The organism is Trinickia dinghuensis (genome assembly GCF_003367175.1).
GTDB classification, from domain to species: Bacteria; Pseudomonadota; Gammaproteobacteria; order Burkholderiales; family Burkholderiaceae; genus Trinickia; species Trinickia dinghuensis.
Map to the genome: position 1 here is coordinate 298873 of NZ_QRGA01000003.1, position 25002 is coordinate 323874.

The 25002-nt window shown below is 61.7% G+C and carries 21 protein-coding genes; 6 read left to right on the forward strand and 15 right to left on the reverse strand.

From position 1 onward, the window contains the following. Positions 1-6: 6 nt before the first annotated feature. The 5 genes from DWV00_RS05525 to DWV00_RS33615 all read right to left on the reverse strand — a co-directional run bounded on the left by DWV00_RS05525 (position 7) and on the right by DWV00_RS33615 (position 5072). A complete protein-coding gene (locus DWV00_RS05525) occupies positions 7-1065 on the reverse strand; it encodes a hypothetical protein (protein ID WP_245964732.1) in 1059 nt (352 codons plus the stop codon). After that, entirely contained in the window at positions 1062-3383 is a 2322-nt protein-coding gene (locus tag DWV00_RS05530; RefSeq protein WP_115532539.1) for an FAD-binding protein, read from the reverse strand. The genes DWV00_RS05525 and DWV00_RS05530 overlap by 4 nt, the downstream gene beginning before the upstream one ends. Before the next feature lie 11 nt (positions 3384-3394). Next, a complete protein-coding gene (locus DWV00_RS05535; protein ID WP_115532540.1) occupies positions 3395-3766 on the reverse strand; it encodes a DUF805 domain-containing protein in 372 nt (123 codons plus the stop codon). 175 nt (positions 3767-3941) lie between these two features. After that, positions 3942-4604 carry a hypothetical protein gene (locus DWV00_RS05540; RefSeq protein ID WP_115532541.1) on the reverse strand — a complete coding sequence of 221 codons (663 nt, stop codon included), beginning with the start codon at positions 4602-4604 and terminating at the stop codon, positions 3942-3944. A 138-nt stretch (positions 4605-4742) separates the two neighbouring features. Next, a complete protein-coding gene (locus DWV00_RS33615) occupies positions 4743-5072 on the reverse strand; it encodes a hypothetical protein (protein ID WP_147297844.1) in 330 nt (109 codons plus the stop codon). Positions 5073-5368: 296 nt separating this feature from the next. On the opposite strand from DWV00_RS33615, the gene bamE reads away from it, so the two are divergent. Next, the gene (gene bamE / locus DWV00_RS05545) at positions 5369-5716 is read left to right on the forward strand and encodes an outer membrane protein assembly factor BamE domain-containing protein (RefSeq protein ID WP_115532542.1); all 348 of its coding nucleotides are present in this window, start codon (positions 5369-5371) and stop codon (positions 5714-5716) included. A gap of 91 nt (positions 5717-5807) precedes the next feature. Here the strand turns inward: bamE and DWV00_RS05550 are convergent, their stop codons facing one another. From DWV00_RS05550 to DWV00_RS05560, 3 genes are all read right to left on the reverse strand, one after another. After that, positions 5808-7079: a DUF3734 domain-containing protein gene (locus DWV00_RS05550; RefSeq protein ID WP_115532543.1), complete on the reverse strand. Its 1272-nt coding sequence runs from the start codon at positions 7077-7079 to the stop codon at positions 5808-5810. A 28-nt stretch (positions 7080-7107) separates the two neighbouring features. After that, positions 7108-7890 carry a 3-hydroxybutyrate dehydrogenase gene (locus DWV00_RS05555; protein WP_115532544.1) on the reverse strand — a complete coding sequence of 261 codons (783 nt, stop codon included), beginning with the start codon at positions 7888-7890 and terminating at the stop codon, positions 7108-7110. A 70-nt stretch (positions 7891-7960) separates the two neighbouring features. Next, positions 7961-8740 (reverse strand): acetoacetate decarboxylase, encoded by a 780-nt coding sequence (locus DWV00_RS05560; RefSeq protein ID WP_115532545.1) that lies wholly within the window; start codon positions 8738-8740, stop codon positions 7961-7963. Between the two features lie 736 nt (positions 8741-9476). On the opposite strand from DWV00_RS05560, the gene DWV00_RS05565 reads away from it, so the two are divergent. The 3 genes from DWV00_RS05565 (at position 9477) to DWV00_RS05575 (ending at position 14984) form a co-directional block, all read left to right on the forward strand. After that, a complete protein-coding gene (locus DWV00_RS05565) occupies positions 9477-9929 on the forward strand; it encodes a DUF3800 domain-containing protein (RefSeq protein WP_245964733.1) in 453 nt (150 codons plus the stop codon). Positions 9930-10708: 779 nt separating this feature from the next. Next, a complete protein-coding gene (locus DWV00_RS05570) occupies positions 10709-13531 on the forward strand; it encodes a hypothetical protein (RefSeq protein WP_115532546.1) in 2823 nt (940 codons plus the stop codon). A 25-nt stretch (positions 13532-13556) separates the two neighbouring features. Beyond that, positions 13557-14984: an alkaline phosphatase family protein gene (locus DWV00_RS05575; RefSeq protein ID WP_115532547.1), complete on the forward strand. Its 1428-nt coding sequence runs from the start codon at positions 13557-13559 to the stop codon at positions 14982-14984. Here DWV00_RS05575 and DWV00_RS05580 read toward each other — a convergent pair. The 4 genes from DWV00_RS05580 to DWV00_RS05595 all read right to left on the reverse strand — a co-directional run bounded on the left by DWV00_RS05580 (position 14956) and on the right by DWV00_RS05595 (position 18276). Beyond that, the gene (locus DWV00_RS05580) at positions 14956-15858 is read right to left on the reverse strand and encodes a DMT family transporter (RefSeq protein ID WP_245964734.1); all 903 of its coding nucleotides are present in this window, start codon (positions 15856-15858) and stop codon (positions 14956-14958) included. The genes DWV00_RS05575 and DWV00_RS05580 overlap by 29 nt on opposite strands. A gap of 41 nt (positions 15859-15899) precedes the next feature. Continuing rightward, on the reverse strand, positions 15900-16340 hold the full coding sequence (locus DWV00_RS05585; protein ID WP_342766966.1) for a GNAT family N-acetyltransferase: 441 nt from the start codon (positions 16338-16340) through the stop codon (positions 15900-15902). Positions 16341-16468: 128 nt separating this feature from the next. Further along, positions 16469-17014, reverse strand: coding sequence for a single-stranded DNA-binding protein (gene ssb, locus DWV00_RS05590; RefSeq protein WP_115532550.1), 546 nt, complete (start codon positions 17012-17014; stop codon positions 16469-16471). A 74-nt stretch (positions 17015-17088) separates the two neighbouring features. Continuing rightward, the gene (locus DWV00_RS05595) at positions 17089-18276 is read right to left on the reverse strand and encodes an MFS transporter (protein ID WP_115532551.1); all 1188 of its coding nucleotides are present in this window, start codon (positions 18274-18276) and stop codon (positions 17089-17091) included. A 198-nt stretch (positions 18277-18474) separates the two neighbouring features. Between DWV00_RS05595 and uvrA the strand changes: the two genes are divergently transcribed. Both uvrA and DWV00_RS05605 read left to right on the forward strand, forming a co-directional pair. Continuing rightward, positions 18475-21336, forward strand: coding sequence for an excinuclease ABC subunit UvrA (uvrA, locus tag DWV00_RS05600; RefSeq protein ID WP_115532552.1), 2862 nt, complete (start codon positions 18475-18477; stop codon positions 21334-21336). 74 nt (positions 21337-21410) lie between these two features. Then, a complete protein-coding gene (locus tag DWV00_RS05605) occupies positions 21411-22496 on the forward strand; it encodes an AI-2E family transporter (protein WP_115532553.1) in 1086 nt (361 codons plus the stop codon). Positions 22497-22501: 5 nt separating this feature from the next. On the opposite strand, the gene purU is transcribed toward DWV00_RS05605, so the two are convergent. From purU to DWV00_RS05620, 3 genes are all read right to left on the reverse strand, one after another. Next, positions 22502-23371, reverse strand: coding sequence for a formyltetrahydrofolate deformylase (purU, locus tag DWV00_RS05610; RefSeq protein ID WP_115532554.1), 870 nt, complete (start codon positions 23369-23371; stop codon positions 22502-22504). A gap of 46 nt (positions 23372-23417) precedes the next feature. Then, the gene (locus tag DWV00_RS05615) at positions 23418-24272 is read right to left on the reverse strand and encodes an NUDIX hydrolase (RefSeq protein WP_115532555.1); all 855 of its coding nucleotides are present in this window, start codon (positions 24270-24272) and stop codon (positions 23418-23420) included. 88 nt (positions 24273-24360) lie between these two features. Continuing rightward, entirely contained in the window at positions 24361-24975 is a 615-nt protein-coding gene (locus tag DWV00_RS05620; protein WP_115532556.1) for a LysE family translocator, read from the reverse strand. Between the last annotated feature and the right edge of the window lie 27 nt (positions 24976-25002).

A 25002-nucleotide genomic window follows, 5' to 3' on the forward strand; every position in this document is an offset into this window, starting at 1 on the left:
CAATCGCTAATAGTCGTAGACGTGCTCGACCGTCAGCCCCATCGCATTCGCTTGCGCGAGAAACACCGACAAATGGCCGACCGGCATCAACAGCGCGATACGCCGCGTCGCCGCGGGCAACGTAAGCGACTGCTCGAACAGCACCTGGAAGTCGCCCGCCGGGAGCGTCGTTCGATCGCTCGCCCAAACGGTGACGAGGATCGGCTTCGACGCGCCGTTGCCCGCGATGTCGTCGATCGTCACGCCTTGCTGCGCGAGTTCCGTCGCTGCGATACGGAAGTCGAAATAGCGCGGCAGGGACAGCAGCGCGCGGCCATCGGCCAGGCGTTGCAATACGGTCACGCGTTCGGGCGGCGTAAAGCCTTCTGGTAGATGATCGACGACGACGTCGGTCGTCATCAACGCCGGCGTATAGGTGGCTCGCGTCGCCTTCTCGATCAACTTGCCGTAGACCGCCTTGACCGCATATTCGGTCGTCAGCGCATAGCGGCGCTCCCATTTGCGCACGAGCCCCGGCCCCCACCAAGGAACGTCGGTCCACAAATGCTCGAGCCGCGACGTGAAGTCGAACAGATACCACGGCTCCTGGCGGATGAAATCGACGTATTCCTGCGCGGCTTTCGCCCCGTAGCGATCTTCGTCGGTCAGGCGATCGCCGTCGAGCAGCCAACTTGCGCGCCCGAGCGTGTTTTCGTAGATCGAGCGCAGCGCGTATTCGACCGTCGTACTCGTCGAGATCACCATGATCATGACGTGATAGCCGAGATTGAGCGGGTAGTGCCCCCGGAACTGTGCCTCGGTCACGGTGGCATAGCTCGACCAGAGCTGCTCCGTCTGTTCGATGAACGGAAACCTGTGCGCCGGCTCCTGGCGCACGATGCGCGCGTATTCGGCGGGACTATGCACGAGATACCACTCGGGAAACGTCAACAGCGTCTGCTCGGTGTCTCGCCGCGCATCGGGCGGTACCGCGCTCGCGGAATCGGACCCGGCGGCGAACGCCATGATGGAAGCGAACGCCAACGTACCGACTGCTACGGCCGCACGCCACCGGTTGCGCATCATGCCGCCTCTCCGGTCGTGTCGACGTCCGTGTTCGCATTGGCTTGCATGCTCGCCCCGAACCGCTTGGCCTCGCCCGTGCGGATATCGGCGGCTGCGTTACGCACGAATGCGAGCAACAGATTGTCCGACGGGTCGCCCTCCTGCGCGAGCCGCACGCCCGTATGCCGAAAACCGGCGGCCTCGATGCGCGCGATCCATGTATCGACGCTCGCGAAATGCCGCAACTCCCGTCGATTGGTCTCCCATGATTCGCCGAGCCCGGCATTGAACACCGTATGCGCGAGCGAAACGAACGCATCCATCGCGGGCGTGGTCACGTCGTGGTCGCGAACGATGAAGTAGCCACCCGGCCGCGTGATCCGCGCGATCGAATCGAGAAACGGAGCAAGCTTCTCCGGTGCCATGTGATGCAGACCGACGAAACAGCTGACGAGATCGGCGCTCTGCTCGGGAAGCGCAATCGGCGTGTAGTCGTTCAATTTGACGAAGCCGCCGATTTTTCCGAATTGACCTCGCTCGACGACGTCGACCGGGCTCATGCCAGGCGCCACGTCGTGCACGAGCGTCACGTTGCCGGTCAAGCGCAGATGCTTTTTCATCGCCCGCACGTAGCGGCCGGTCGTGCCGATCTCCACGTAGTCGCGCAGCGCGGCGTCGCCGATGAGCTTGGCGGCCTGCCGCCCCATCTCGGTCTTTTGCACAGCAAGCGACGGCAGCGCGTGCGTCAGCATGGCGAGTGCCGGCGTGATCGATTTGAGTCCCGCCTGGATGCCCCGATAAATCGCCTCGTCGTTGTCGTGCTTCGCGGCTTCGGCTTGGATCAGCGTGTGCAGCCGATCTTCGGGCAACACGTGGAAGATGTTTTGCAGGAATGTGTAGAAGCGATCCGACTCGCGGCGATCGCCATAGACCTGTGCGAACAGAGACGACGAAGGTACCGGGTGCCGCGCCCCCCCTGCGTCATGCGCGAGCGCCGACGCTCGAGCGAGCAGCGGCGCGTAGTAGCGGTCCCACAACGCCCCGCGCAGCCGATAGTGCGGATCGAGTTCCGCTTTCAGCGCGAACATGTCCCGTGCGCGCGGATACGCGCGATGAAACTGCTCGTCGGTCGCGTGGAGCTGGTATGGCAAATAGTAAGTGCCGCCTGCCGCGAGCACCGCGTCGATCAGCGCGCGCGTCCACACGGCTACGCGCGTCTTCGCGCTCTCGCGCGTGCGCTGCTTGTAGTACAGGACGAACGCGAAGGTCTCGCCGCGCGCCCATGCCATGACGGTTTCGTTGTCTGCCAACGCATGCCGGATGGAAATGTTGACGACGTTGACCTTGTGCTTCTCGAGGATCGCGCCCATCGCCTGCGCGAAATCGCCGACCGCATCGGCCGGCACGAAATACTCCTGCAACACGTAGGTGCGCCGCGAGCGCCCGACGGGTTCGAGTTCGGCAACATCGTAGCCGGCCTCGTAGTTGCGCCAATGCACCTTGTGGCCCAGATGAAGCAGCGGGTCGTAAAAATACTCGCGCCGGAACTTGCCGAGCGGCGTTTCGGTGATCGCCCACAGCAGATATTTCGCCAGCCAGAACCCCCGCGCGAGCGGCTGCAGTCGCGGCGCGGTAGCGGGCGCTTCGGTCACCGTCCAACTCACGGCGCGGCCATGCGTGTAGTGCGGCGGATACAGATCGAAGTTGTGGAAGATGACGTCTTCATGGCCGCGTATCTCGGCGTCGAACCATGTTTTGTACTGCGTCGTATCCATCTTGCGGTCGCTGCGCGCCACGCGCGTGTTTTGCGCGAGTGCGAGTTCCACCTCGACGATGACACCGATGCCGCCGTAGCCGCCGAGTGCCGCCTTGAACAGCGGCGTGTTGACCGTGCGCGAGGCTTCGACGATCTCACCGCTCGCAAGCACGAGCGTGATCGTGCGCACCGACAGCACGACGGGGCCGAGCCCCATGTAGCGGCCGTGCGCGTTCACGGACAGCGCGCCGCCGACGGAGAAGTTCGCGTACGTCTGCATGATCTTCACGGCAAAGCCGTGGGGATCGATGAAACGCTGAATGTCGCACCAGCGGATGCCCGCCTGCACGCGGATGATGCCGGCTTGCGGATCGAAATGCAGCACGCGGTTCATCTGCCGCAGATCGAGGTGCAGCGTGTTGGGGCTGGCCGTGTGGCCGCCCATGCTGAAGTGGCCGCCGCCGATCGAGACCGGTAAATCGGTGTGGGTCAGCACGTCGACGACATCGCGCGTCGACGTGGGCGTGACGACCGACATGACCGGGATGCGGTTCAGCTGAGTGACGTCGTTGACTGTGGGCATGGTGTCCTCCGTCACTCCGCGATGTTGACCTTGAGATAGTCCGCGCGGGCGGCCGGATCGGCGCCGAAGCGATTCGCGTGTTCGACGCCGCGCTTGAGCAGTTGCACGACAACCCAGATCGGGCCGAGCACGGGCACGATGGCGAAGACAAGTACACTGCCGCGCCGGCCGATGTCATGCAGGCGCTGAGTGGCGAGCGCGATCGCCATCCAGATGAATAGCAGCGCGAAGAGTCCTGAGCCGACGTCGCCGAATGCATTACCGGCCAGATTGCCGAACGCGGCGCAAACGAGCGCGGCAATCGCAACGCGCGTGAGCCATTCGCTTCGCGTGATGCGGCCGCGCGGCAGGAAGAAAGCGGAAAAGAGAGGAATTAACGGCATGGTCGCGTCTTCCTTGTTAGCGTGGCTCCGGCGGCCTCCCGGAGATGCGGCTAATTATAGAGGCACGCGGTGTATCCCTCTTGCTTTGAATCGCCGTGGGACCGGCGCCACGCTTGAACCGCCGAGACCATGCCAACGGCTCCTCGGCTATCACGCGCATTGATGCGCTCCCTTCTTATCCATTCCGCTCGCGATTCAGCTTGTTCCGCCGAGTAAAAGCCGTCACCGCCGACGCGAAAAGAAGCGTACCGAAGAACAGCACTATTCCCATCTGGGCCCAAAAACTGGATGTCCACGGGCGTGTGTATCGCTTGTAGTATTTGAAAATAGGATCGTAGAAGATGGTTTCATGTTCTCCGAGCCGAAGCGCTGGAGGTGCACCGTTCATCCGGCTTTTCCATTGATCGGGACTCAGTCCTCTCCATTTGGAATACGTATTGTCAATGACAGCGAACGCGCCGCCGTCCGCACGCTCGACCTTGCATAGCGGATTCCGGTACTCGATCTTGTAGACCGTTTTCTGGTCGAACCCGATCACCTCGCAATCGAGTGCGGGCCGTTGTGCTCTAAGGTATTCATCGTAGGTGACTGGGTACAGAGTCAACACGAAGAAAAAGACGGCACCGAGACCGGAGAGCACGCCCGTCATCGCCAATTGACTTGCATCGCTCGAAAACATCGGCAACGAGCGCAGCCTCGCGCCTACGAAAATAAGAAGCGATCCCGCTCCGAAAGTCTTGAACCCGAGCGCGACATTATCGTGGCCAAGAAGGAAGAGCCCACTGGCGAGGAGAGCCCCCCCGGCCAAGTAAATGAGCGCTTGAAGCAACCGAAACATTGAGATCGTCTCCTTTTGCTATTTCATGGCTAGTCGCAATCTGGATCATCGGCGTCCGGACTTCCTGCGTCGTCGTCCATGCAGCTTCCTGTTATGGTTGGAGCCGTGAGCGTTCCACCGCTCTGCAGGCCGGTGATGTTAATACCCAAGGCCGAACCGAGTTGGGTTTGTGTTAGCGAGTCCAGCACGCTGCTCACTTCCCGTCATGATGAGATCGACGCTCGATCGCATCATGACGCTGTTGTTGAGATGCAAACCGATGAGACTGCGTTCGTTCGCGGTCGAAACGGTGTTGGCCGAGAACGCTTGCACGGCTTGCCAGTGGTTCCTGGCCGAGCCGAAACTGATCGTCAAATAGTTCAGGAAGTTCTTCGAGATCTCGTCTGGAGACACACCGTAGGACGCAACGGTCGGCAAGTCGATGGTCGTGACACTCAGCGTGTTGGTGGTCACCCCGTTTTGAGTCACGTCTCATACAGCACGCAATCTGAAGATGCCGGACTTATCTTTACAATTGCATTATCTTGGATCATCGCCCAGCAAGAATACGCAAACCCGAAAACATCGCAGCTAATTATGGTGGCCGGCGACACCGCCTCAAAGGCCCACGGCAGTACATTCCGCGCGCTCGAGCCAATTTTCCATCGTCACAGCCTAAAGTTTCCCCGTGAGCTGCCGATATCTACAGACGGCGGGAATAAGAACCGGATCCGGGCTCCTCGCCGAGCAACAAGAACAACTCGATAAGTAAAAGGCCAATCTTCATGAAGAAAATCATTGCAAGCGCAATCGTCGCGGCTGCCGCCAGCTTCACGTTAGCTGGATGCGTTACCGGCAACGCATCGATTACGGACGAGCAAAAAGTCTCATCGATTCAAATCGGAAGGTCGACGACGCATGACGTCGAAAACATTCTCGGCAAGCCGGGCGACGTTGAACTGCAGCAAGGCGGCGAGCAAGTCTGGACGTATCAGACCGTCAAAACCAATGCCGTGGCCTTCATCCCGTTCGCCAACATGATGGGCAAGTCGGAACAGGAAAATAACCTGACCGTGCGCTTCAACAGCAAGGGCGTCGTCACCGCCATGGGTCGCGGCCAGCACAACATGTAATTTCGGTTCGGTCGAAATCGAAAGCGACAAGCCTGTAACCGGTATCACCCGGTCACAGGCTTTTAATTTCGGTCGACGAGAAGCCGGGACCCTACTTCCCGCGCGACAGCGCTTCCTTGCGCAAGACATCCGGCTGCGCCAAAGCGTGCTCGACAGGTGCGTCCGCTTGATGGGCTTCCGGCCGATTGCGATGCACGTCCCGCGTGACGAAGCCGATCTCATGGCTCGGAATATCGAACCACTCGGGGTGGCCGAACGAACGGCGAATGTCTTCGAGGCCGCTCGACCAATGTTCGAGCATCGTGCTGTTGCTGAACTCGTAGTCCTTGTAGTGCCCTTCGAACGACTTGTTCTTGTAGATCAGGTGCACGACGTTCACCGCGCCGCCGTTCGCCGTCTGCTGCGCCTCGAGCAGCAGAGGATGCGTACGGCGCACCTCTTCCGGAACGTGCTCGAGCAGCGCCTTGATCATTCGCGCATGCTTTTGGTTCTGCGACATGAACGCCGTAATCGCTCTCGTCCGGCTCGAGTACTGAATGTCCTTGGTGCGTTCGCTGACGTCCATAAGATTGCCCGGAAGCGTGCCGCGCGAACTCCATAGATCGACTTGAAACACGAGCGTGTCCCGATGCTGGCACTCTCTGACGATCTCGGTGAGCGGCGTGTTCGACACGAGCCCGCCGTCCCAATAGAACTCGCCGTCGATCTCGACCGCCGGAAATCCGGGCGGCAACGCGCCGGATGCCATGAAATGCTCCGGTGCGAGACGCATCAGCAAATTGTCGAAATAGACGAGATTGCCGGTTCGTACGTTCACGGCCCCGACCGAGACGCGAATGTTCCCGTTATTGATGCGATCGAAGTCCGCGTATTTCAGCAGCGTTGCACGCAATGCCGAGGTGTCGTAATAGCTCACCTGGTCGGGGCTTTTCCGCGCGAAGCCGGCGAAAGACGCCTCCACGCGCGGCGAGAAGAATCCCTGCTGCCCTTCGAACAGCGTGCGCGTCGCAGACCACGCGCTCGACCACGTGCGCCGCATGTCTTCGAGCCCAGGCCACGCCGGAATATGCGAGCCGAAGTGGGAAAGGAGATCGGCCTTCTGGCTGATCGTGCTCCAGAAGCCGCGCAGCGCCTCGACGCGATCCGCCGGCGCATTGCCGGCGATGATCGCGGTGTTCAGCGCGCCAATGGAGATGCCCGATATCCGCGTCGGCTCGATCCCGACTTCGGCCATGCCCGCATACACGCCGGCCTGATAGGAACCCAACGCCCCGCCACCCTGCAGCACCAGCGCGATTTCGTCGTAGGCGGGAAGCGTCAGATGGTTCGGTTGTTCGAGCTTGTTGCGCCGGCTCGCGTGCATGGCCGTCTCCTTATTGGACTTGTTGAGCTTATTGCATGAACCAGCCGTGGCTGACCACGATCGACTGCCCGGTCAGCGCGTTCGACTCGAAGCCGGCCAGGAACGCAACCGTATCGGCCACGTCGGCGACCGTCGTGAACTCGCCGTCCACCGTCTCCTTCAACATGACATTGCGGACGACTTGCTCTTCGGTGATACCGAGTTCCTTGGCCTGCTCGGGGATCTGCTTTTCGACGAGCGGGGTTCTGACGAACCCGGGGCAGACGACGTTGGCGCGCACGCCGCGCGGGCCGCCTTCCTTCGCCAAGACCCGGGCCAGACCGAGCAGCCCGTGCTTCGCGGTCACGTAGGCCGATTTGAGCTGCGACGCCTCGTGCGAATGGACCGAACCCATGTAGATCACCGAGCCGCCTTTGCCGGACGCGTACATGTGCTTGATGGCGGCCTTGGTCGTGAGAAACGCGCCGTCGAGGTGAATCGCCAACATCTTCTTCCAATCGGAGAATGCGTAGTCTTCGATCCGGTTGACGATTTGAATGCCGGCATTCGACACGAGCACGTCGATCCCGCCGAGCCGGCTCACCGTCTCGGCAATGCCCGCCTCGACCGCTTCCTCGCTCGTCACGTCCATGGCGACGGCGATGGCTTTGCCGCCGTTGCGCTCGATATCGTCCGCGACTTTTTGCGCGTTGGCGAGATTCAAGTCCGCAATCACGACGGCCGCGCCTTCCGCGGCCATTTTGCGTGCGCACTGCTCGCCGATACCGCTTGCCGAGCCCGTCACGAGCGCGACCTTATCCTTGAGTGACATAGAGATGCTCCGTTAAGAACGATTACGAGCTTTTGACGACTGCTTGCTATAGCTTGCTATTGCTTGCTGTTTATTGATTGGCCACGAGCTTCACGGGCTCTTCGGGCGCGAGATAGTCATAAGCGACTTCGCCGATGTCGAGCGTCAGATTCGCAATGACATGACGCGCGCCGATGATCTTGCGCACGGGCAAGTCGGCGACAGGCGCCAGCGCGTGCGGATGCAGTTCGAGCGCCGCGGGGCCTTCCCATGCGCCGAGCACCTCGACATCGCGCAAGAAGAAACGCACGAGTTCGCACACGCGGGCGGAGCCGTCGACGTGCGGGATCACCTTGAGCAGATAGTTAGGCGTATCGGCAAGCTTGCGGCGCTCGAGCTCCTTGTCGAGTTCGCCATACTTGTAGCCCATGGTGCCGGTGGCGATACGCTGCGTGCCGTAGTCGAGCGTCCCGAGCAGCGTGTCCTTGCCGTCGACGGACAGCCGAGGCGAAGCGAGCTTCTTCGGAAAGCCCCAGATCTCGCGGCCGCCGGCGATCGGGCCTTCGTCGTCGAGGTACATCGCGTGCGTATAGCTGCCGCGGTTGCCGTCCTCGTCGATGACCGAAATCACCTGGCCGCTTTCCGTGTAATCGCCGAAACCCGACGAATCGGGCATGCGGATGAATTCGTAGTGGACGATCGGCGAATCGACGGTCAACGGCGCGGGGACAACGGCCTTGAGCGCGTCCATGTCCGTTTCGTACGAAATAATGAAGTATTCGCGATCGACAAAGCGAAAAGGCGGGCGCGGATAGGCCGGATTGAGTACGGGCATCGCAAACGCGTTGTTGCGGATTTCTTCCTCTGTCACGGGTCGTCCCTCGATGAATGGTTGAGTGCTACGTATCGCGGATCGCAACGGCTTTGCCGTCGCGGCCAATGAAGTGCGTCAGCGGCGGGCGATGAGGACAGCTACGCGCCTTCGCACGATGTGCGGCGATGTCGTATTGCCTTACGGTCTTATTACTGCATGACTGCTTCAGACGGGTTGCCCGGCCACTGTCAGGGCAAATCGTACGCGCGACCGCCGAACGACGGTAGCCGCGAGAAGGAACTCAGTCTGTTGCACCCGCAGCAACAATCGACGCTGATGTTACGACTCATTCCAGCATCGCGTGTTGCTTTTTGACACCGCCGCGACTGTTCAACGGATTTAACAAAAGAATGTGACCGGATGCTGACGTTTGGGGTTGTTTCTGAGATCACATCAATCTCGATGCACATCGAATTGGATCTCACCGATGCGGTTCGTGCGTCAATGAACGTTTCCGGAAAAGCAACATTTGGCGCGACCGTACCTAGTTCTAGCATCGCCGACAGCCCCGCAGCGGCGCAGCCGATTCCGACTTTCAAGTCACACGCTTGCGTTCCGTCTTGTTTTTAGCGCGAGATGCGGCGCCCCGACCGGTTGCCAGTAGGCTCGCCGGATTGCCGAAGCTCGAAGGGGTCCGAGCCATCGAGAGCACTAGCCAGTTAGATGCCGCGACGGCATCGACATCCGTGCCGTTGGCAAGAGGCGAAGACAATCAGCGGAGCATGACCGAAGGATGAGCAACAACTCAATGCAGAAGGCGCCGTTTCCCCTGCGCGAAGATAGATCGCGCCCGGACGCTGGCAGCTACACAGGCGCGACCAATGTTCAGGGAAAGTACAGCAACTTCGTCGTCTACGTCGACGAAAGTGGCGATCAATGTCGCGGCAAGAGGGAAGACAACGAGCTTGAACTCGAATTCCGCCGCGTTTGCGAAGGAGCTAACGGGCTCGGAAAACCGTTGCCGTTCGACATCATCTTTGCGAACAAGAAGGTGGATTCGCCAGGGCTTCAACTCGCTGATCTAGTGGCTCGACCGGTCGGGATGAGCGTCGTTCGGTCCGGCCAAGAGAACCGCGCGTTCGACGTGCTGAAGCGCAAGTTTTTTTGCAACGGAGGGCGCGAGCGGGGGTACGAGGACTGGGGACTAAAGATTTTTCCGACAGCAGAAAGCGAAAAGCCCCGGTGAAATCACCGAGGCTCCGACGCCGACCGGGTACTCCCAGCCCACTTGGAAATTATTATGAGGGAGACGCGCCCGGTAGGCAAGAGCCAAAACGGTAAGCCATGGACCGCGCCTATGCGCCCCTTCCCTCTCGTGGACATGACCGAAGGCCAACTTGTGCCTCGGACAAAAGTCCGCGTCAGGTGCGCTCAGCGCTTCCCGGTGAAGAAACGCTCGGCAGCCTACAGCTGCACACTCGCTCAACCCGGTGTCACGAGTTCGGCGGCACCGGCCATGTTGAAAAGGGGCGCCTAGCGCGCCCGAAGAAAGCGACTACGAGGAAGGACGGCCTCGCGAACCAGACTTCCTCACCGAAGAGAATAGCCGGCTTCGGTTCGCAATTTCCCCTCATCCGACCCCAGCAACCTCAGGCCTTCGCAGCTCCGCCGACAAATTTTCTGCTGTCTGCGTAGTCGACTTTCATTGTCGATCAAGACCGGCACGAACGCAAAGATCACGACCACCACAAGTTATCCGGCCGCCGCGCGCGGCGTAACGGAGCGTCGCGAATTTGACGTTCGATGTCGAAGGCGAGGCCGCCTGCCAGTTTCGGAGCAGTCAGGGGGCGTGCTCGGATTTAGGGTGAAGCGACGCGGCTTCTGACAACCACATCGTGGGGCTCCTAGGCCAACGGTGAGACAGAGAATCGCAGCCAATTGCAAGAAGACGAACCGCCCATCTTGTAGCACGTTTGCGCTACAGGAAAACCCAATTCCTCTGAATATACTCGTGCCAAACGAAGAATGAAGGACCGGGGAATTCGCCATGTCACGTACAACTCGCTGGATCGCCATCTCCTACGAAAACAGCCCGCGCAATGCCCTATGCGGCAACTGCCACGGCATAGCTGCCGCATCCGATCCGCCGAGATAAGCGGCAGCACTCCCCATCAAGAGTCAGCAGGACATTCGAGGCACATAGTTCAACTCGGCAAAACGTGCAGTCTTGCCGACATTCAATTAAATCAAACAATCTTTACGATCCCGGGGACGGCCATTCCCGGAATGGTTCAGTGCGTTCATTTCATGAGATTGAAAATGAGTACACCCAATATCGAAGTGCTCGTGCACGTTCAAAACGTCGGGGACGTCAAAGTCGGTCCGAACGAATATGCCGGCGTGCCCGGAAAAGAACATCGCATAGAAGGCTATGAAATCAAGTTCACGGCACCGGCTGGGCTTGGTCTGCTCTGCATGGCCCATGTGAGCGACAGAGGCGACATCGGGTGGTTCAAAGACGGAGAATTCGTAGGCGGCCGCGGCCAGAAGCAACCTTTGCAAGGATTCGCGATCAAGCTGACCGGAGAGAACGCCGCGCAATACGAGATTCGCTACATGGCATACCAGCATAACGGCGCCCAAACCGGTTGGGCCAAGAACGGCGAATTCTGCGGAACGCGCGGTCAGAACATGGCCCTCGATGCCATCGTCGTCAAGCTCGTCCCCAAAATGCTTTTCCAGCGCGACTATACGCAGTACAACACCAATCGCGGCGTTCCGCCGTCCGTCTGCGCCTTCGGCGGGCAATTTCATTGCTTCTATCAGCAGCCAGGCAATGACCGACTGACGCATATCCGATCGTCGAACGGCCTGTATTGGCATAGCAAGCGTGAGATCGCCAATATCGACCTCCGCGACAAGACATCCATCGTCACCAGCTCCGGCCCTTGCAGCATCGTTTTCAACAATAAGCTATATGTCTTCTTCCGCGCGGAACGAGATAACAGGGTGTATTACATCGTCTCGCCCGACGGCGAACAGTGGAGCGGCCCTCAAGCGACGGACGCTCGTGCCATGTCGCATCTGTCCGTTGCCACGACGGGCGACTCCCTTGTAGTCGCCTATCGGAATTTTGAAGGCGACGGGATCATGTATTACAAGCTGCGGACCAATGGCCAATCCACCATCGGAAACACCGGCCATAACACCTCCGCCAATCGTCCCGGCATTGTCGCTTTCAAGGGCAAATACCATATCTTCTACAAGGACGGTGGGACGAAACACGATTTCCCGAGGGTCAAGCCGCGGTTCAACACCGGTGTCATGCATATCGTGTCCGCCGATGGCCAAAGCTGGCAGGCAGCAAGGGATTTCCACGTCCTGAATACCCAGACCAGCGCATCGCCCACCGCAGTCGCCTACGACGGAGCACTGCACCTCTTGTATCGAGACGACAGCGGCAACGCCGTCTTCCACGTCTTTTCCACAGACGGCGACGCGTTCGAATGGGCGGAGCCCTATAACACCGGCTTCGACATCGACGAGGGCCCGTCCGCTGCCGTGCTCGAGGACACGCTGTGCCTATTAGGCGTAGATGCCGGCGGGAAGAACGGCATCATGCGGGCCGTCCACTTCCCCTTGATCGAGTCTCCCCTGAAAGGGTGGGATTGCATCGTGGCATTGGACTCGGCGCTCGTGCCGAAGCACTTGCGGCCATGCTCGCTCGCCTCCCGAGAAATGGAACTGCCGGATACGCTACGAGACCACTTTCTAGGCGCACATCTTGAGCCGGGCATTGTCGATGCCGCAACGAACGAAAGCGATACCGCTCCGATTGTTTCCTTCCCCGTCAGCGTCCGGCTGAAAGGCGAAGAGCGTGGGGAAGCGGCGAACATACGCCTGATCGTGGCGCCATCCCCGAAGGTCGTTCCCTCTCAGGATCACGCCGGGGGCTGGGACATCGTGCTCGACTTCGAACACCTTTCGTCGCAGCCTCGGCTCGACGGCATGCATGGCGATCCCGCTGCAATCGCGCAACTGCGCGACATGCTTTCCGCCCAAGTCGTGTCCCAGCCCGCGTTGCGGCTCGGGTCGATCGACGCACTGATCGGCAACGCGGAAATGTTCAAAATGCCGCGATTCCGATGCGTGGAGGATCCCAAGCGGCCGAACGGGATCTTGCTCGTACTGTTCTCCACCAAGGACAAAGCGCCTGACGTAGACGATCGCACCTTCACGCCGTCCATACTGCCGGACGGAAGCGACGCCGCGCTCTACGTATGCAACGACAGGGTGATTCGCCTCGTCGGCGGTGCGGTTCAAGCGAAGCTCCGGCAAAGCATGGGCGACCAGAAAAAGCACGGCGCCAACGATCTAACCTATCAATACGAACCCGTGCCGAACGCGTGGCCGCGCGTGCGCGCCTCCACCGGCAACGAAAACTGCCGCTTCTGGCACAAGAGCCGCGAGCCGAAGGTCGACTGGTCCTGGGTCGACGCGGCGCATTCACGGGTAACGGTCGATCTTCGATTGCGCGTCACAGTCGTGCTGGACACGACCGCTGTCTACGTCGAAGCGATGCCTTCCCTCACGATGCAAATCGGCGACGAAGGACGGAAGATCTCCTTCCAATTGGAGACGCCCATTCCGAGATCGCACGAGGAGAAGGGCATGGTGAAGTGGTGCGCGGACGATGAAGCCACCGATGGCGCCAACGAGCTAGCCAAGGAATTGGGCGACACCCTGTCTGGTATCGCACCGATCGACACTCGAGGCTTCGCGCAATTCACCCATGCATCGATCAATCGACTCGGCGAGTTGTTCATCGCTGCCAAACGAAAGAAGTGAACTGAAGTAACCGAGGGGAATCGCCGTGAAAGCATTGAACAACGTCGAACATTTCATCGTGCTCATGCAGGAAAACAGGTCGTTCGACCACCTGCTCGGATTCATGCAATCGCCCGAATATCCGATCGACGGATTGCGGGGCGACGAATCGAATCCGGGGAATCCGAACGACGCCTCGTCGCCCCGCTACACGGTGAGCAACGACGCGAATCGCGGCGATCCCCCTCTCGACCCCGGGCATAGTTTCAACCCGGCGTCGATCACCCAGATGTTCGGTCTGAGCAAGGAGGCCCGGCAGAAGCTGTCGCGGCTTCCCGATACCGAGCCGACGAACAATGGCTACGTCTACGACTACCAACAGCGTATTGGTGGTCGCCCCGAAGACGCCATGAAGTGCTTCGCGCCCGCGAACTTGCCGGTCTTGACCACACTGGCCCGCGAGTTCGCGGTCTGCGACAAATGGTTCAGTTCAGTGCCGGGCGCCACCTGCCCCAACCGCCGGTTCGCCCATGCGGCGACGTCGGAGGGGTATCTAGGCGGCACGCAAAAAACGACCGAGGCTCGCACGATATTCGAAGTGCTTAAAGCGCGCGGCCTCAGCGCTGCAATCTATTACCACGACATTCCGCAGTCGCTGACTTTCACTAAGCTGCTCGGAAAGCAATTCTTCAAACCGATCCAACGATTCTGGGTCGATCTGGAGAAAGGCACGCTGCCCAACTACGTGTTCATAGAGCCGCGATATCTGAATTGGCCGGGCTTTCCGGCCAACGATCAGCATCCCTCGAACGACATGCAAGAAGGCGAGAAGCTGATTGCCTCCCTGTACAACGCCGTTCGCAAGTCATCGTTGTGGGAGAAATCGGCCCTCATCATCACCTACGACGAAGCCGGCGGCACCTACGATCACGTGCCGCCGCCGCGAACGGTGAAGCCGGATGCGAACAGCGGCGCGGACGACGACGAAGACGGAAAGTACATCGCGTTCGATTTCGACAGGCTCGGCTTCCGAGTTCCGGCGGTCGTGGTGTCTCCGCTAATTCCGCGGATGACGATCGATTCGCGCGTGCACGATCACACGGCGATTCTCGCACTGGTCGAGAAGCGCTTCGGCCTGCCCCATCTGACCGAGCGCGATAAATGGGCCGGCGAGAACGACCTCTCTACGTTGTTTTCGCTGACACAAGCGCGAACCGATACGCCAGTGAAGGTGATGCCGGCCGCAAGTAGCGAAGTGCAGTTCCATGCGCAGGCCGCGTCGCTCAACGACCTTCAGGTCGAACTCGTCGAATCGGCGGAATCGCTTGTGGAACACGATGCGGCGCTGGCTCAACTCAGGCAGCGTGCGATAACGGAGCGAAACCAAATCGACGCGGCGAATTACCTGAGCGAGGTCATGCGGCGCGCGGGGATCGAAAGCGAAGCTAGCCCGCCCCCTCACGATGGCCCATGATGCCGGCGAAGGTCGCGGACAAAATCAGCGCGCCGCCGGCCAACACGCTCGCGTGTAGCGTCGCACCGCCCCACCACACGGCCGTCAGCGAGGCAAACAGCACCTCGGCGGGCATCACGACGGCCGTCACCGTGGCCGACAGCCGTGCGGCGCCGTATTGCAAGCATAGGTTCGACAGAAGGAAAGCAACGGCCAGCCCCGCTGCCGGTATTGGCCAGGCCATCGACAACGCCGGCCACGCCACCCCGACCGCCGAGCCGTGCGGACCGGACGACAGAAACGCCGCTACTGTGCCCGCCACGGTCGCGCCGCCCAAGAACATCGCAAGGGCGCGGCCCTCCTCCGGCTCCGCCGCAGCGCGCTTGAGCATCACGTTGTTCAATGCGAACGCAAAGCCGCCGATCAAGGCTAACGCTTCGGGCAGCGAGAAGCCCTCTAACGCGTGGGCGGCGGCGCCATTCGCAGGCTCCGCGGGATGCCAGAGCACCAGCATCGCACCCGCCATCGCAAGCAGCACGCGCAGAATCGCCCCGCGCGTCATACGCTCTTTCAGCACGATCCGCGCGAGAAGCAATGCCCATAGCGGCATCAGGTAAAACAGCAGCACCACGCGCACCACGTCGCCGATGCTGACCGCCCAATTGAAGGCCGCGTTCGTCGTGCCCGAAGCTAGGAAGATCAACCATAGCGCCGGCTTCGTCGCCAGCTGACGCCAGGCGCGCCGACGCCACAGCCCGATCACGAAAACCGACAGCAGGTAGACGATTGCCGTCGTCCATAGCGGGTGCAGCCCCATCGCTTGCAAACGACGGAACGGCCACCACGAAACACCCCAGACGAAGGCGTTCACGAGCAGCGCGAGAACGGGCGTCAAAGCGTTCGCGGGTGACGCACGAGTAACACGAGCAGCGGATGTCATCGGGGTGCGTCGGTAAGGGACTTTTCCATGAAGACGCTGTTCGGATCGTCCTCATACGAGCCAAACGGCCCCCTGAGTCGATACCCGGACCGCTCATAGAAGGTGATGGCGTCCGGCTGCAAGTAACCGGTTTCCAGCATGAATCGCGCGCAGCCATGAAGGCCGGCCGAGTGCTCGAGGAGCGAGAGCACCGCCTTCGCCACGCCTTTGCCACGGTGGCCCGGCACCGTATACATCCGCTTCAGCTCTCCGTACTCGGCACCAATGACGATGGCACCGCAAGCGATCGCCTCTCCGGCGTCGCCGCGCGCCACCGCGAACAGCACGTTCGGCTGGCTCAGCGCATCGATGTCGATGCCATGGTGGCTCTCCGCCGGATAGAGCGGCCGTTGATAGTCATCGAGCTGGTCGATGAGAGCCAGCACTTCCGGCTGCATCGCGGGTTCTAGTGCGACATTCATTCGAAGTTGGGGTTTCGTCGGGATGATGAGACGACGCGGCCGAAAAAAAAGCCTGCAGCTTCAAGACTGCAGGCCTTTTGGCAGCACCTACTTAAAAGTGCGTCTTAGAACGGAATATCGTCATCCATATCATCGAGCCCACCGCCGGCAGGCTGACTCGGCCGGCTAGCACCACCACCGCCGCCGCCGCCGCTACGTCCACCGCCACCGCCCATCGACCGGCCACCGCCGCCACCGCCACCGCCACGCGACTCCGACGGCTCACGGCTATACCCACCGTCATCCCCGCCGCCCATGCCGCCGCCGCCCGCACCGCCGCGGCCGCCGAGCATCTGCATCTGATCGCCGACGATTTCCGTCGAATACCGATCTTGACCGTCCTGGCCTTGCCACTTGCGCGTACGCAAACGCCCTTCGATGTACACCGACGAGCCCTTCTTCAAATATTCGCCGGCGATCTCGGCCAAACGCCCGAAGAACGCGACGCGGTGCCACTCCGTCGCTTCCTTGAATTCGCCCGACGCCTTGTCCTTGTAGCGATCCGTCGTTGCAAGCCGGATGTTGGCGATCGCGTCCCCGCTCGGGAGGTAACGAATTTCGGGATCGGCGCCGAGATTGCCGACGAGAATGACCTTGTTTACGGATGCCATGAATATCTCCAGTTAATCCATTTGCGCAGCCGCGCCCGCTCCCCGGGCACGCGCCGCGCAACGCCTCGTTCGCATCAAACCTTACGAGGCGCCTTCATATTGGCGGCGATTATAAGCCACGCGAAAACGAGCCCCGAGCACGTGAAGAACACCGCGTTCTGCCCAACCGACTTCATCAGCCAGCCGCCCACGACGCCGCCCAGCGCCAGGCCGATCGACTGCGTCGTGTTGTAGACGCCCGCGGCCGCCCCTTTGCGCGCCCCAGGCGCCAGCTTCGACACGAGCGACGGCTGCGATGCCTCGAGGATGTTGAAGCCGAGAAAGTAGACGAACAAAATCACGGCCACGGACAAGATCTTATGCGGCGCCATCCCGAGCAACAATTGGCCGATCAGGATAAGCGCAATCGCACCGCACAAGACAGGCTTCATCTTGCCCCGTTTTTCGGCCGCGATGATGGCGGGCACCATCATGACGAACGACAGGCCCATGACGGGCAAATAAATTTCCCAATGCGACGCGACGGGCAGCCCGCCCGCCACCAGTATGCGCGGCACGACGAGAAACAGCGCCGTCTGCGTCGCATGCAGCACCAGCACGCCGAAATTCAGGCGCAGCAGCTCGACGTTGTGCAGCACTTCGGCGAACGGCGCGCGCACGTGCACCGGCGGCTTGGGCGCGTTGGGCACGATCCAGAACACCACGCCGATGGCGATCAGCGACAGCACGCCGACGAGTGCGAACAGGCCGTTCATGCCCACCCACTGATAGACGATCGGCGCTCCGATGATCGCCACGGCGAACGACATGCCGATGCTGCCGCCCACCATCGCCATCGCCTTGGTGCGGTGCTCGTCCGCCGTGAGGTCGGCGATGAACGCGATGATGGCCGACGATATCGCCCCCATCCCCTGAATGACGCGGCCGACGATGATCCACGTCATGTCGTGCGCCATCGCGGCGACGAAGCTGCCGATCGCGAAGATGAGCAGGCCCGTGACGATGACGGGCTTGCGCCCGAGTTTGTCGGAGGCCCAGCCGTAGAAGATGTAGAGCATCGACTGCGTCACGCCGTAGGCGCCGAGCGCAATGCCGACGAGCCATATGTTGTCGCCGCCGGGGATCGTCTTCGCGTAGACGGTGAAGACGGGCATGATCATGAACAAACCGAGCATGCGCAGCGCGAAGATGCCGGCAAGCGACATGGTGGCGCGCATCTCGGGCGCGCTCATACGCGAGGAAGTAGCGGACGGATTGGACATCGGAGCGGGCAAGGAGGAACCGTGGCGGCGCCGTGAATGCAGCCTTCCGCTCCCCGAGCGGATCGCCCGGGTGCAGCGAACGCAACGAGCGTGGGGCTCGTTCATTCCCGCGCGCTGTAAGGTCGCCGTAACGGCGGTCTGGAAAAGTCGTTATAGTAGCAGGTTTGGCCCCCTCCCCTAGTCGGGTTCACAGGTTTCATGGAACAGATTCGCATCCGTGGGGCGCGCACCCACAACCTGAAGAACGTCAATCTCGACCTGCCTCGCCATCAACTGATCGTGGTCACCGGCTTGTCCGGGTCGGGCAAGTCGTCGCTCGCGTTCGACACCCTCTACGCCGAGGGTCAGCGCCGATATGTGGAGAGCCTTTCGGCTTACGCGCGCCAGTTCCTGCAATTGATGGAGAAGCCCGACGTCGACTTGATCGAGGGCCTCTCGCCCGCCATTTCGATCGAACAAAAGGCGACGTCCCACAATCCGCGCTCGACGGTCGGCACCGTCACTGAGATTCACGACTACCTGCGCTTGCTCTACGCGCGCGTCGGCACGCCGTATTGCCCCGATCACGAGATCGCGCTCGAAGCGCAAAGCGTCTCGCAGATGGTCGATGCCGCGCTCGCGCTGCCCGAGGAAACGAAGCTCATGATCCTCGCGCCCGTCGTGGCGAATCGCAAGGGCGAGCACGCCGAGCTGTTCGAGCAGATGCAGGCGCAAGGTTTCATCCGGTTCCGGATCCGCTCGGGAGGCGGCACGGCCAACGAAGGCACGGCCCAGATCTACGACGTGGAATCCCTGCCGAAGCTGAAGAAGAACGACAAGCATTCGATCGACGTCGTCGTCGATCGCCTGAAGGTGCGCCCCGATATGAAGCAGCGCCTGGCCGAGTCGTTCGAGACGGCCCTGCGTCTGGCCGACGGCCGCGCGATCGCGCTCGAAATGGATACGGACAAGGAGCATCTGTTCAGCTCGAAGTTCGCCTGCCCGATCTGCTCGTATTCGCTGCCCGAACTCGAGCCGCGCCTGTTCTCGTTCAACAATCCGATGGGCGCTTGCCCCGATTGCGACGGGCTCGGCCAGATCACGTTCTTCGATCCGAAACGCGTCGTCGCGCATCCGACGCTCTCGCTCGCGGCCGGCGCCGTCAAGGGCTGGGATCGCCGCAATCAGTTCTACTTCCAGATGCTGCAGAGCCTCGCGGCGTATTACGAGTTCGACATCGACACGCCGTTCGAGGAACTGCCCGAAAAGATTCGCAAGCTGATCCTGTTCGGCTCCGGCAAGGAGCAGATTCCGTTCTCGTACATCAACGAGCGCGGCCGCGCGACGGTCAGGGAGCACGTGTTCGAAGGCATCATCCCGAACCTCGAGCGCCGCTATCGCGAGACCGATTCCGCCGCCGTAAGGGAAGAACTCGCGAAGTATCAGAACAATCAGGCGTGCCCGTCGTGCGACGGCACGCGGCTGCGCCGGGAAGCGCGCTTCGTGCGCCTGGGCGCCGACGGCGACGCCCGCGCGATCTACGAAGTGAGCGGCTGGCCGCTACGCGATACGCTCGGCTATTTCCAAACCCTCAAGCTCGAAGGCGCCAAGCGCGAGATCGGCGAAAAGGTCGTCAAGGAAATCGTCGCGCGGCTCATGTTCCTGAACAACGTGGGGCTCGACTACCTGTCGCTCGATCGCAGCGCCGATACCCTCTCTGGCGGCGAAGCGCAGCGCATCCGGCTCGCCTCGCAGATCGGCTCGGGCCTCACCGGCGTCATGTACGTGCTCGACGAGCCCTCGATCGGGCTGCACCAGCGCGACAACGACCGCCTCATCGCCACGCTCAAGCATCTGCGCGATCTCGGCAATTCGGTCATCGTCGTCGAGCACGACGAGGACATGATCCGCATGGCCGATTACGTCGTGGACATGGGGCCCGGCGCCGGCGAACACGGCGGCATGATCATCGCCGAAGGCACGCCGAAGCAGGTGCAAGCCGATCCGGCTTCGCTCACGGGCCAATACCTGAACGGCGAGCGCCGCATCGAATTTCCCGACGAGCGCAAGGAGCCCGACGAGCGGCACCTGCGCATCGTCGAGGCGCACGGCAACAACCTGAAGCACGTCACGCTCGATCTGCCCGTCGGCCTGCTCACCTGCGTGTCCGGCGTCTCGGGCTCGGGTAAATCCACCCTGATCAACGACACGCTCTATCACGCCGTCTCGCAGCATCTGTACGGCTCGTCGGCCGAGCCCGCGCCCTACGAGCAAATCGAGGGGCTCGAGCATTTCGACAAAGTCATCAACGTCGACCAATCGCCGATCGGCCGCACGCCGCGCTCGAATCCGGCCACCTATACGGGCGTGTTCACACCGATCCGCGAGCTCTTCGCGGGCGTGCCGTCCTCGAAGGAACGCGGCTACGATCCGGGCCGCTTCTCGTTCAACGTCAAAGGCGGGCGCTGCGAAGCGTGCCAGGGCGACGGCGTGCTGAAGGTGGAGATGCACTTTCTGCCCGACGTCTACGTCCCGTGCGACGTCTGCCACGGCAAGCGCTACAACCGCGAGACGCTCGACGTCCAGTACAAAGGCAAGAACATCAGCGAAGTGCTCGACATGACGGTGGAGCATGCGTACGAGTTCTTCAATGCCGTGCCCGTGATCTCCCGCAAGCTCAAGACGCTGCTCGACGTCGGCCTCGGCTACATCCGGCTGGGACAATCGGCTACGACGCTCTCGGGCGGCGAGGCGCAGCGCGTCAAGCTCTCGCTCGAGTTGTCCAAGCGCGATACGGGGCGCACGCTCTACATCCTCGACGAGCCCACGACGGGCCTGCACTTCCACGACATCGCGCTGCTGCTGGAAGTCATTCACCGGTTGCGCGATCATGGCAATACCGTGGTCATCATCGAGCATAATCTCGATGTGATCAAAACTGCGGACTGGGTGATCGACCTGGGTCCGGAAGGCGGTGCGGGCGGCGGGCAGATCATCGCGCAAGGCACGCCCGAGCAGATCGCGAAATCGAAGGCAAGCTTTACCGGGCGCTACCTCGCACCGTTGCTCGAGCGCCGCTGATCGCGGCGAAGGACCGCGGCGCGACATGCCCCCGCACGCCGCGCCGCCCGACACCGGTTGGAGATCAAGAACATATGGCTAAGCGCAACGATGCCCCCGAAGACCCCCACATCCGAGAGGTCGGGGCACGTCCCGTGCGGCTCACGAGCGACATGAGCCTGCCGAAACTGTCCGCCGTCGAAATCGGCAGCTACCTGCTGGTCTTCTTCGGCATGTGGGCCGTCCTGCACTACAACTTGCTCGGCGCGCTGCTCGGCGGGATGCTCGTCTATCAACTCGTCCATACGATCTCGCCCGTTATCGAGCGCCACATGCCGAGCCATCGCGCGCGCTGGGTGGCCGTCGTGGTCATTGCGAGCGTCGTGGTGGGCGGCCTCGCCGGCCTCTCGATCGGCATCACCGAGCACTTCGAACGGACGGTTCCGAACATTCAAACGCTGCTCGATCAGGTGATGCAGATCGTCGACCAAGCCCGCTCGCGCGCGCCCAGTTGGGTGTCGACCATGCTGCCCGGCGACGTCTCGGAGATCAAGCAAAGGGCCGGCATGCTCATGCACACGCACATGAGTCAGTTGCAGCAGGGCGGCAAGAACGTCGCGCGCGGCTTCGGGCATGTCCTGTTCGGCATGATCATCGGCGCGATGATCGCGATCACGAGCGAGCGCCACGTGCAGCGCCTGCCGCTATCGACGGCGCTGGCCGCGCGGGCCTCGCGCTTCGCCGATGCGTTCCGGCGGATCGTCTTCGCCCAGGTGAAGATTTCGACGATCAACGCCGTGTTCACGGCGCTCTATCTGCTCGTCGGGTTGCCCGTCTTTCATCAGCGCCTGCCGCTGTCGAAAACCCTTGTGCTCATCACGTTCATCGCAGGGCTATTGCCCGTCATCGGCAATCTGATTTCGAACTCGCTGATCCTCGCCGTCTCACTGGCGGTAAGTCTGCCGACGGCGATCTCCTCGCTCGTCTTCCTCGTGCTGATTCACAAGTTCGAATACTTCTTGAACGCGAGGATCGTGGGTGGGCAGATCGAGGCGCGCGCATGGGAGCTGCTGCTCGCCATGCTCATCATGGAAGCGGCGGCCGGCGTGCCCGGGCTCATCGCCGCTCCGATCTTCTATGCGTATATCAAACGCGAACTCATCTACCTGCGGCTGATTTAGCGGAATTATCGGAACACGACCGTCTTCGTCCCGTTCAAGACGACCCGATGCTCGACGTGCCACTTCACCGCACGCGCGAGCGTCACGCATTCGACGTCGCGGCCGATCGCCGTCAATTGATCGGGCGTCATGCTGTGATCGACGCGCTCCACTTCCTGCTCGATGATCGGACCTTCGTCGAGATCGGTCGTGACATAGTGCGCGGTTGCGCCGATCAGCTTCACGCCGCGGTCGAAGGCCTGGTAGTAAGGCTTCGCGCCCTTGAAGCTCGGCAAAAACGAATGATGGATGTTGATCGCCCGGCCCGAGAGGTGCTCGCACAGATTCGGCGACAAAATCTGCATGTAGCGCGCGAGCACGACGAGATCGGCCGAGTGCTGATCGATGACTTCCAGCACGCGCGCTTCCTGCGCGGCTTTCGCGGCGCCCGTCGATTCCGTCAGCGGAAAATGATGGAACGGAATGTCGTAGCTCGCGGCCAGCTGATAGAAGTCCTTATGGTTCGAGATGATGGCCGGGATTTCGATCGGCAGCTGCCCCGTGCGATAGCGGAACAGCAAATCGTTCAGGCAATGTCCGATCTTCGACACCATGATGACGACTTTCGGCTTGAGCTCGGCATCGTGGATCTCCCAGCTCATTTCGAACTCGCCCGCGAGCACGGAGAACGCCTCGCTCAGCGAATCGAGCCCCGGGTCCCCGCCCACTTGCTGGAAGTGCACGCGCATGAAGAACTCGCCCGTGCGGCTGTCGCCGAATTGGGCCGAGTCGAGAATGTTGGCGCCGCGCTCGAACAGGAACCCCGATACCGCGTGAACGATGCCGGGCCGATCGGGGCACGACAGTTTCAGAATGAAGCTGTGTTGGGTCGACATAGGACCTGTGAACTCCTTTAATTGACTCGCATCGACTCGCGAACGCTCAGCGCGTGACGAGCGGCGCGGCGAAAAGCGATTCGATGCCGGTGCAGGCGTCGTCGTCGATCCAGCGATGGCGCAGCATGCAGTCGAGCGTCGCCAGGCTCGCATCGACCGTCATCTCGCCGTCTTCGATCCAGCGCGCGACTTCTTCGATGCGCGCGAGACGGTGCTCACCGACTTCGCCGTCCTGATTGCGCGGCGCGAAATCCTCGGGCAGCGCCAAGTCGTAGACGAACACTTGCTCGGCCTGCGTGCCCTCGGGCAGCGACTGCAGCACGTGCACGGTGCGCCCCGGCTCGGCTTTGCAAGCCAGCGCGGCCTCGATGCCCGCTTCTTCCCAGCACTCCTTGACGATCGTTTCGCCGATCGAAAAGCCCCAGCCGATACCGCCGGCGACGACGTTGTCGAGCATGCCCGGATCGGTCGCCTTCGTTTCGCTGCGACGCGCGATCCAAAGCCGCGGCGCGCGGTCGGCATATTTTACGATGCCGTTCAGATGCACCGCGTACGTCATCGTGCCGAAGAAGCGGGAGGCCGCACGCTCGATGAACGCGAGCGGCGGGCCGTCGAACGTGTTGCGAATGGCGTAGGTCTCGTCGCGCCAGCCGACGATACGCCCTTGCCCCGCCAGCGCGCCGATGACCGTGGCGAGCGCGGCGGAACGGCTATCGGCATCGACGTCGAAGCGTGCCGCGAGCGCCACGCCGGCCGCATCGATCTCGAACACGTCGGGCCAATGCGCGAGCAGCGGCACGTCGCTTTCGCGAATCCACCCGACCTGCTCGGCCGACATGAAGAGCGGCCGGTGCGCGCTCGGCTCGAAGCGGCGCGCACTGGCGATGCAGGGCAAACTCATGGCACTCCTTGCTCAGTCCTTCGATCGTTGCGATGGTACGTCCCTACGTCCCTACGTCCCTACGCCTTTCATTCTTTCGCTCAATCCCTCAATCTCGCAATGCGACGCGCAGCCCCAGTGCGATGAAGGTCGCACCGGCGAGCCGGTCGAGCCACACGCCCACGCGCGGCCGACGTTTGAGCCAAGTCCCGAGCGCCCCCGCGAAGAAGCCGAATACCGAAAAAATCGCGAACGTCTGCAGCATGAAGATCAGGCCGAGTTCGACCATCTGCACGCCAATGCGCTGCGTGCCGCTCGGATCGACGAACTGCGGCAGGAAGACGACGAAGAACAAGGTCACCTTCGGATTCATCATGTTGCCGACGACGCTCTGGCGAAACACGGCCGAGAGCGGCTGCGGCGGCCTCTCGTGCGCGCGGGCCAAGCCCCTGCTCGTCAGCGCCTTGATGCCGATCCAGATCAGATACAGGCCCCCGGCGATCTTGACGATCTCGAACGCGTGCGGCGACGAACGCAAGAGTGCCGCCACGCCGAGCGCCGCGAGCGTCGTATGGAACGTCAAGCCGGCGGCGAAACCGAGCGCGGCCACGAGACCGGCGGCGCGGCCTTGCGAGATGCCGCGCGCGAGCACCTGCAAATTGTCGGGACCGGGCGCGGCCGTGATGGCGATGGATGCGGCAAGAAAAAGCGGAAGGTTCGGCATGGTGCTGTCGCTCTATCGAATGCGCTG

Bases quoted from the DNA above. Each gene is read 5' to 3' on its own strand.
- DWV00_RS05525 (WP_245964732.1), bottom strand. From the start codon at position 1,065: ATGATGCGCAACCGGTGGCGTGCGGCCGTAGCAGTCGGTACGTTGGCG.
- DWV00_RS05530 (WP_115532539.1), bottom strand. From the start codon at position 3,383: ATGCCCACAGTCAACGACGTCACTCAGCTGAACCGCATCCCGGTCATG.
- DWV00_RS05535 (WP_115532540.1), bottom strand. From the start codon at position 3,766: ATGCCGTTAATTCCTCTCTTTTCCGCTTTCTTCCTGCCGCGCGGCCGC.
- DWV00_RS05540 (WP_115532541.1), bottom strand. From the start codon at position 4,604: ATGTTTCGGTTGCTTCAAGCGCTCATTTACTTGGCCGGGGGGGCTCTC.
- bamE (WP_115532542.1), top strand. From the start codon at position 5,369: ATGAAGAAAATCATTGCAAGCGCAATCGTCGCGGCTGCCGCCAGCTTC.
- DWV00_RS05550 (WP_115532543.1), bottom strand. From the start codon at position 7,079: ATGCACGCGAGCCGGCGCAACAAGCTCGAACAACCGAACCATCTGACG.
- DWV00_RS05555 (WP_115532544.1), bottom strand. From the start codon at position 7,890: ATGTCACTCAAGGATAAGGTCGCGCTCGTGACGGGCTCGGCAAGCGGT.
- DWV00_RS05565 (WP_245964733.1), top strand. From the start codon at position 9,477: ATGAGCAACAACTCAATGCAGAAGGCGCCGTTTCCCCTGCGCGAAGAT.
- DWV00_RS05570 (WP_115532546.1), top strand. From the start codon at position 10,709: ATGAAGGACCGGGGAATTCGCCATGTCACGTACAACTCGCTGGATCGC.
- DWV00_RS05585 (WP_342766966.1), bottom strand. From the start codon at position 16,340: ATGCAGCCGGAAGTGCTGGCTCTCATCGACCAGCTCGATGACTATCAA.
- ssb (WP_115532550.1), bottom strand. From the start codon at position 17,014: ATGGCATCCGTAAACAAGGTCATTCTCGTCGGCAATCTCGGCGCCGAT.
- DWV00_RS05595 (WP_115532551.1), bottom strand. From the start codon at position 18,276: ATGTCCAATCCGTCCGCTACTTCCTCGCGTATGAGCGCGCCCGAGATG.
- uvrA (WP_115532552.1), top strand. From the start codon at position 18,475: ATGGAACAGATTCGCATCCGTGGGGCGCGCACCCACAACCTGAAGAAC.
- DWV00_RS05605 (WP_115532553.1), top strand. From the start codon at position 21,411: ATGGCTAAGCGCAACGATGCCCCCGAAGACCCCCACATCCGAGAGGTC.
- purU (WP_115532554.1), bottom strand. From the start codon at position 23,371: ATGTCGACCCAACACAGCTTCATTCTGAAACTGTCGTGCCCCGATCGG.
- DWV00_RS05615 (WP_115532555.1), bottom strand. From the start codon at position 24,272: ATGAGTTTGCCCTGCATCGCCAGTGCGCGCCGCTTCGAGCCGAGCGCG.
- DWV00_RS05620 (WP_115532556.1), bottom strand. From the start codon at position 24,975: ATGCCGAACCTTCCGCTTTTTCTTGCCGCATCCATCGCCATCACGGCC.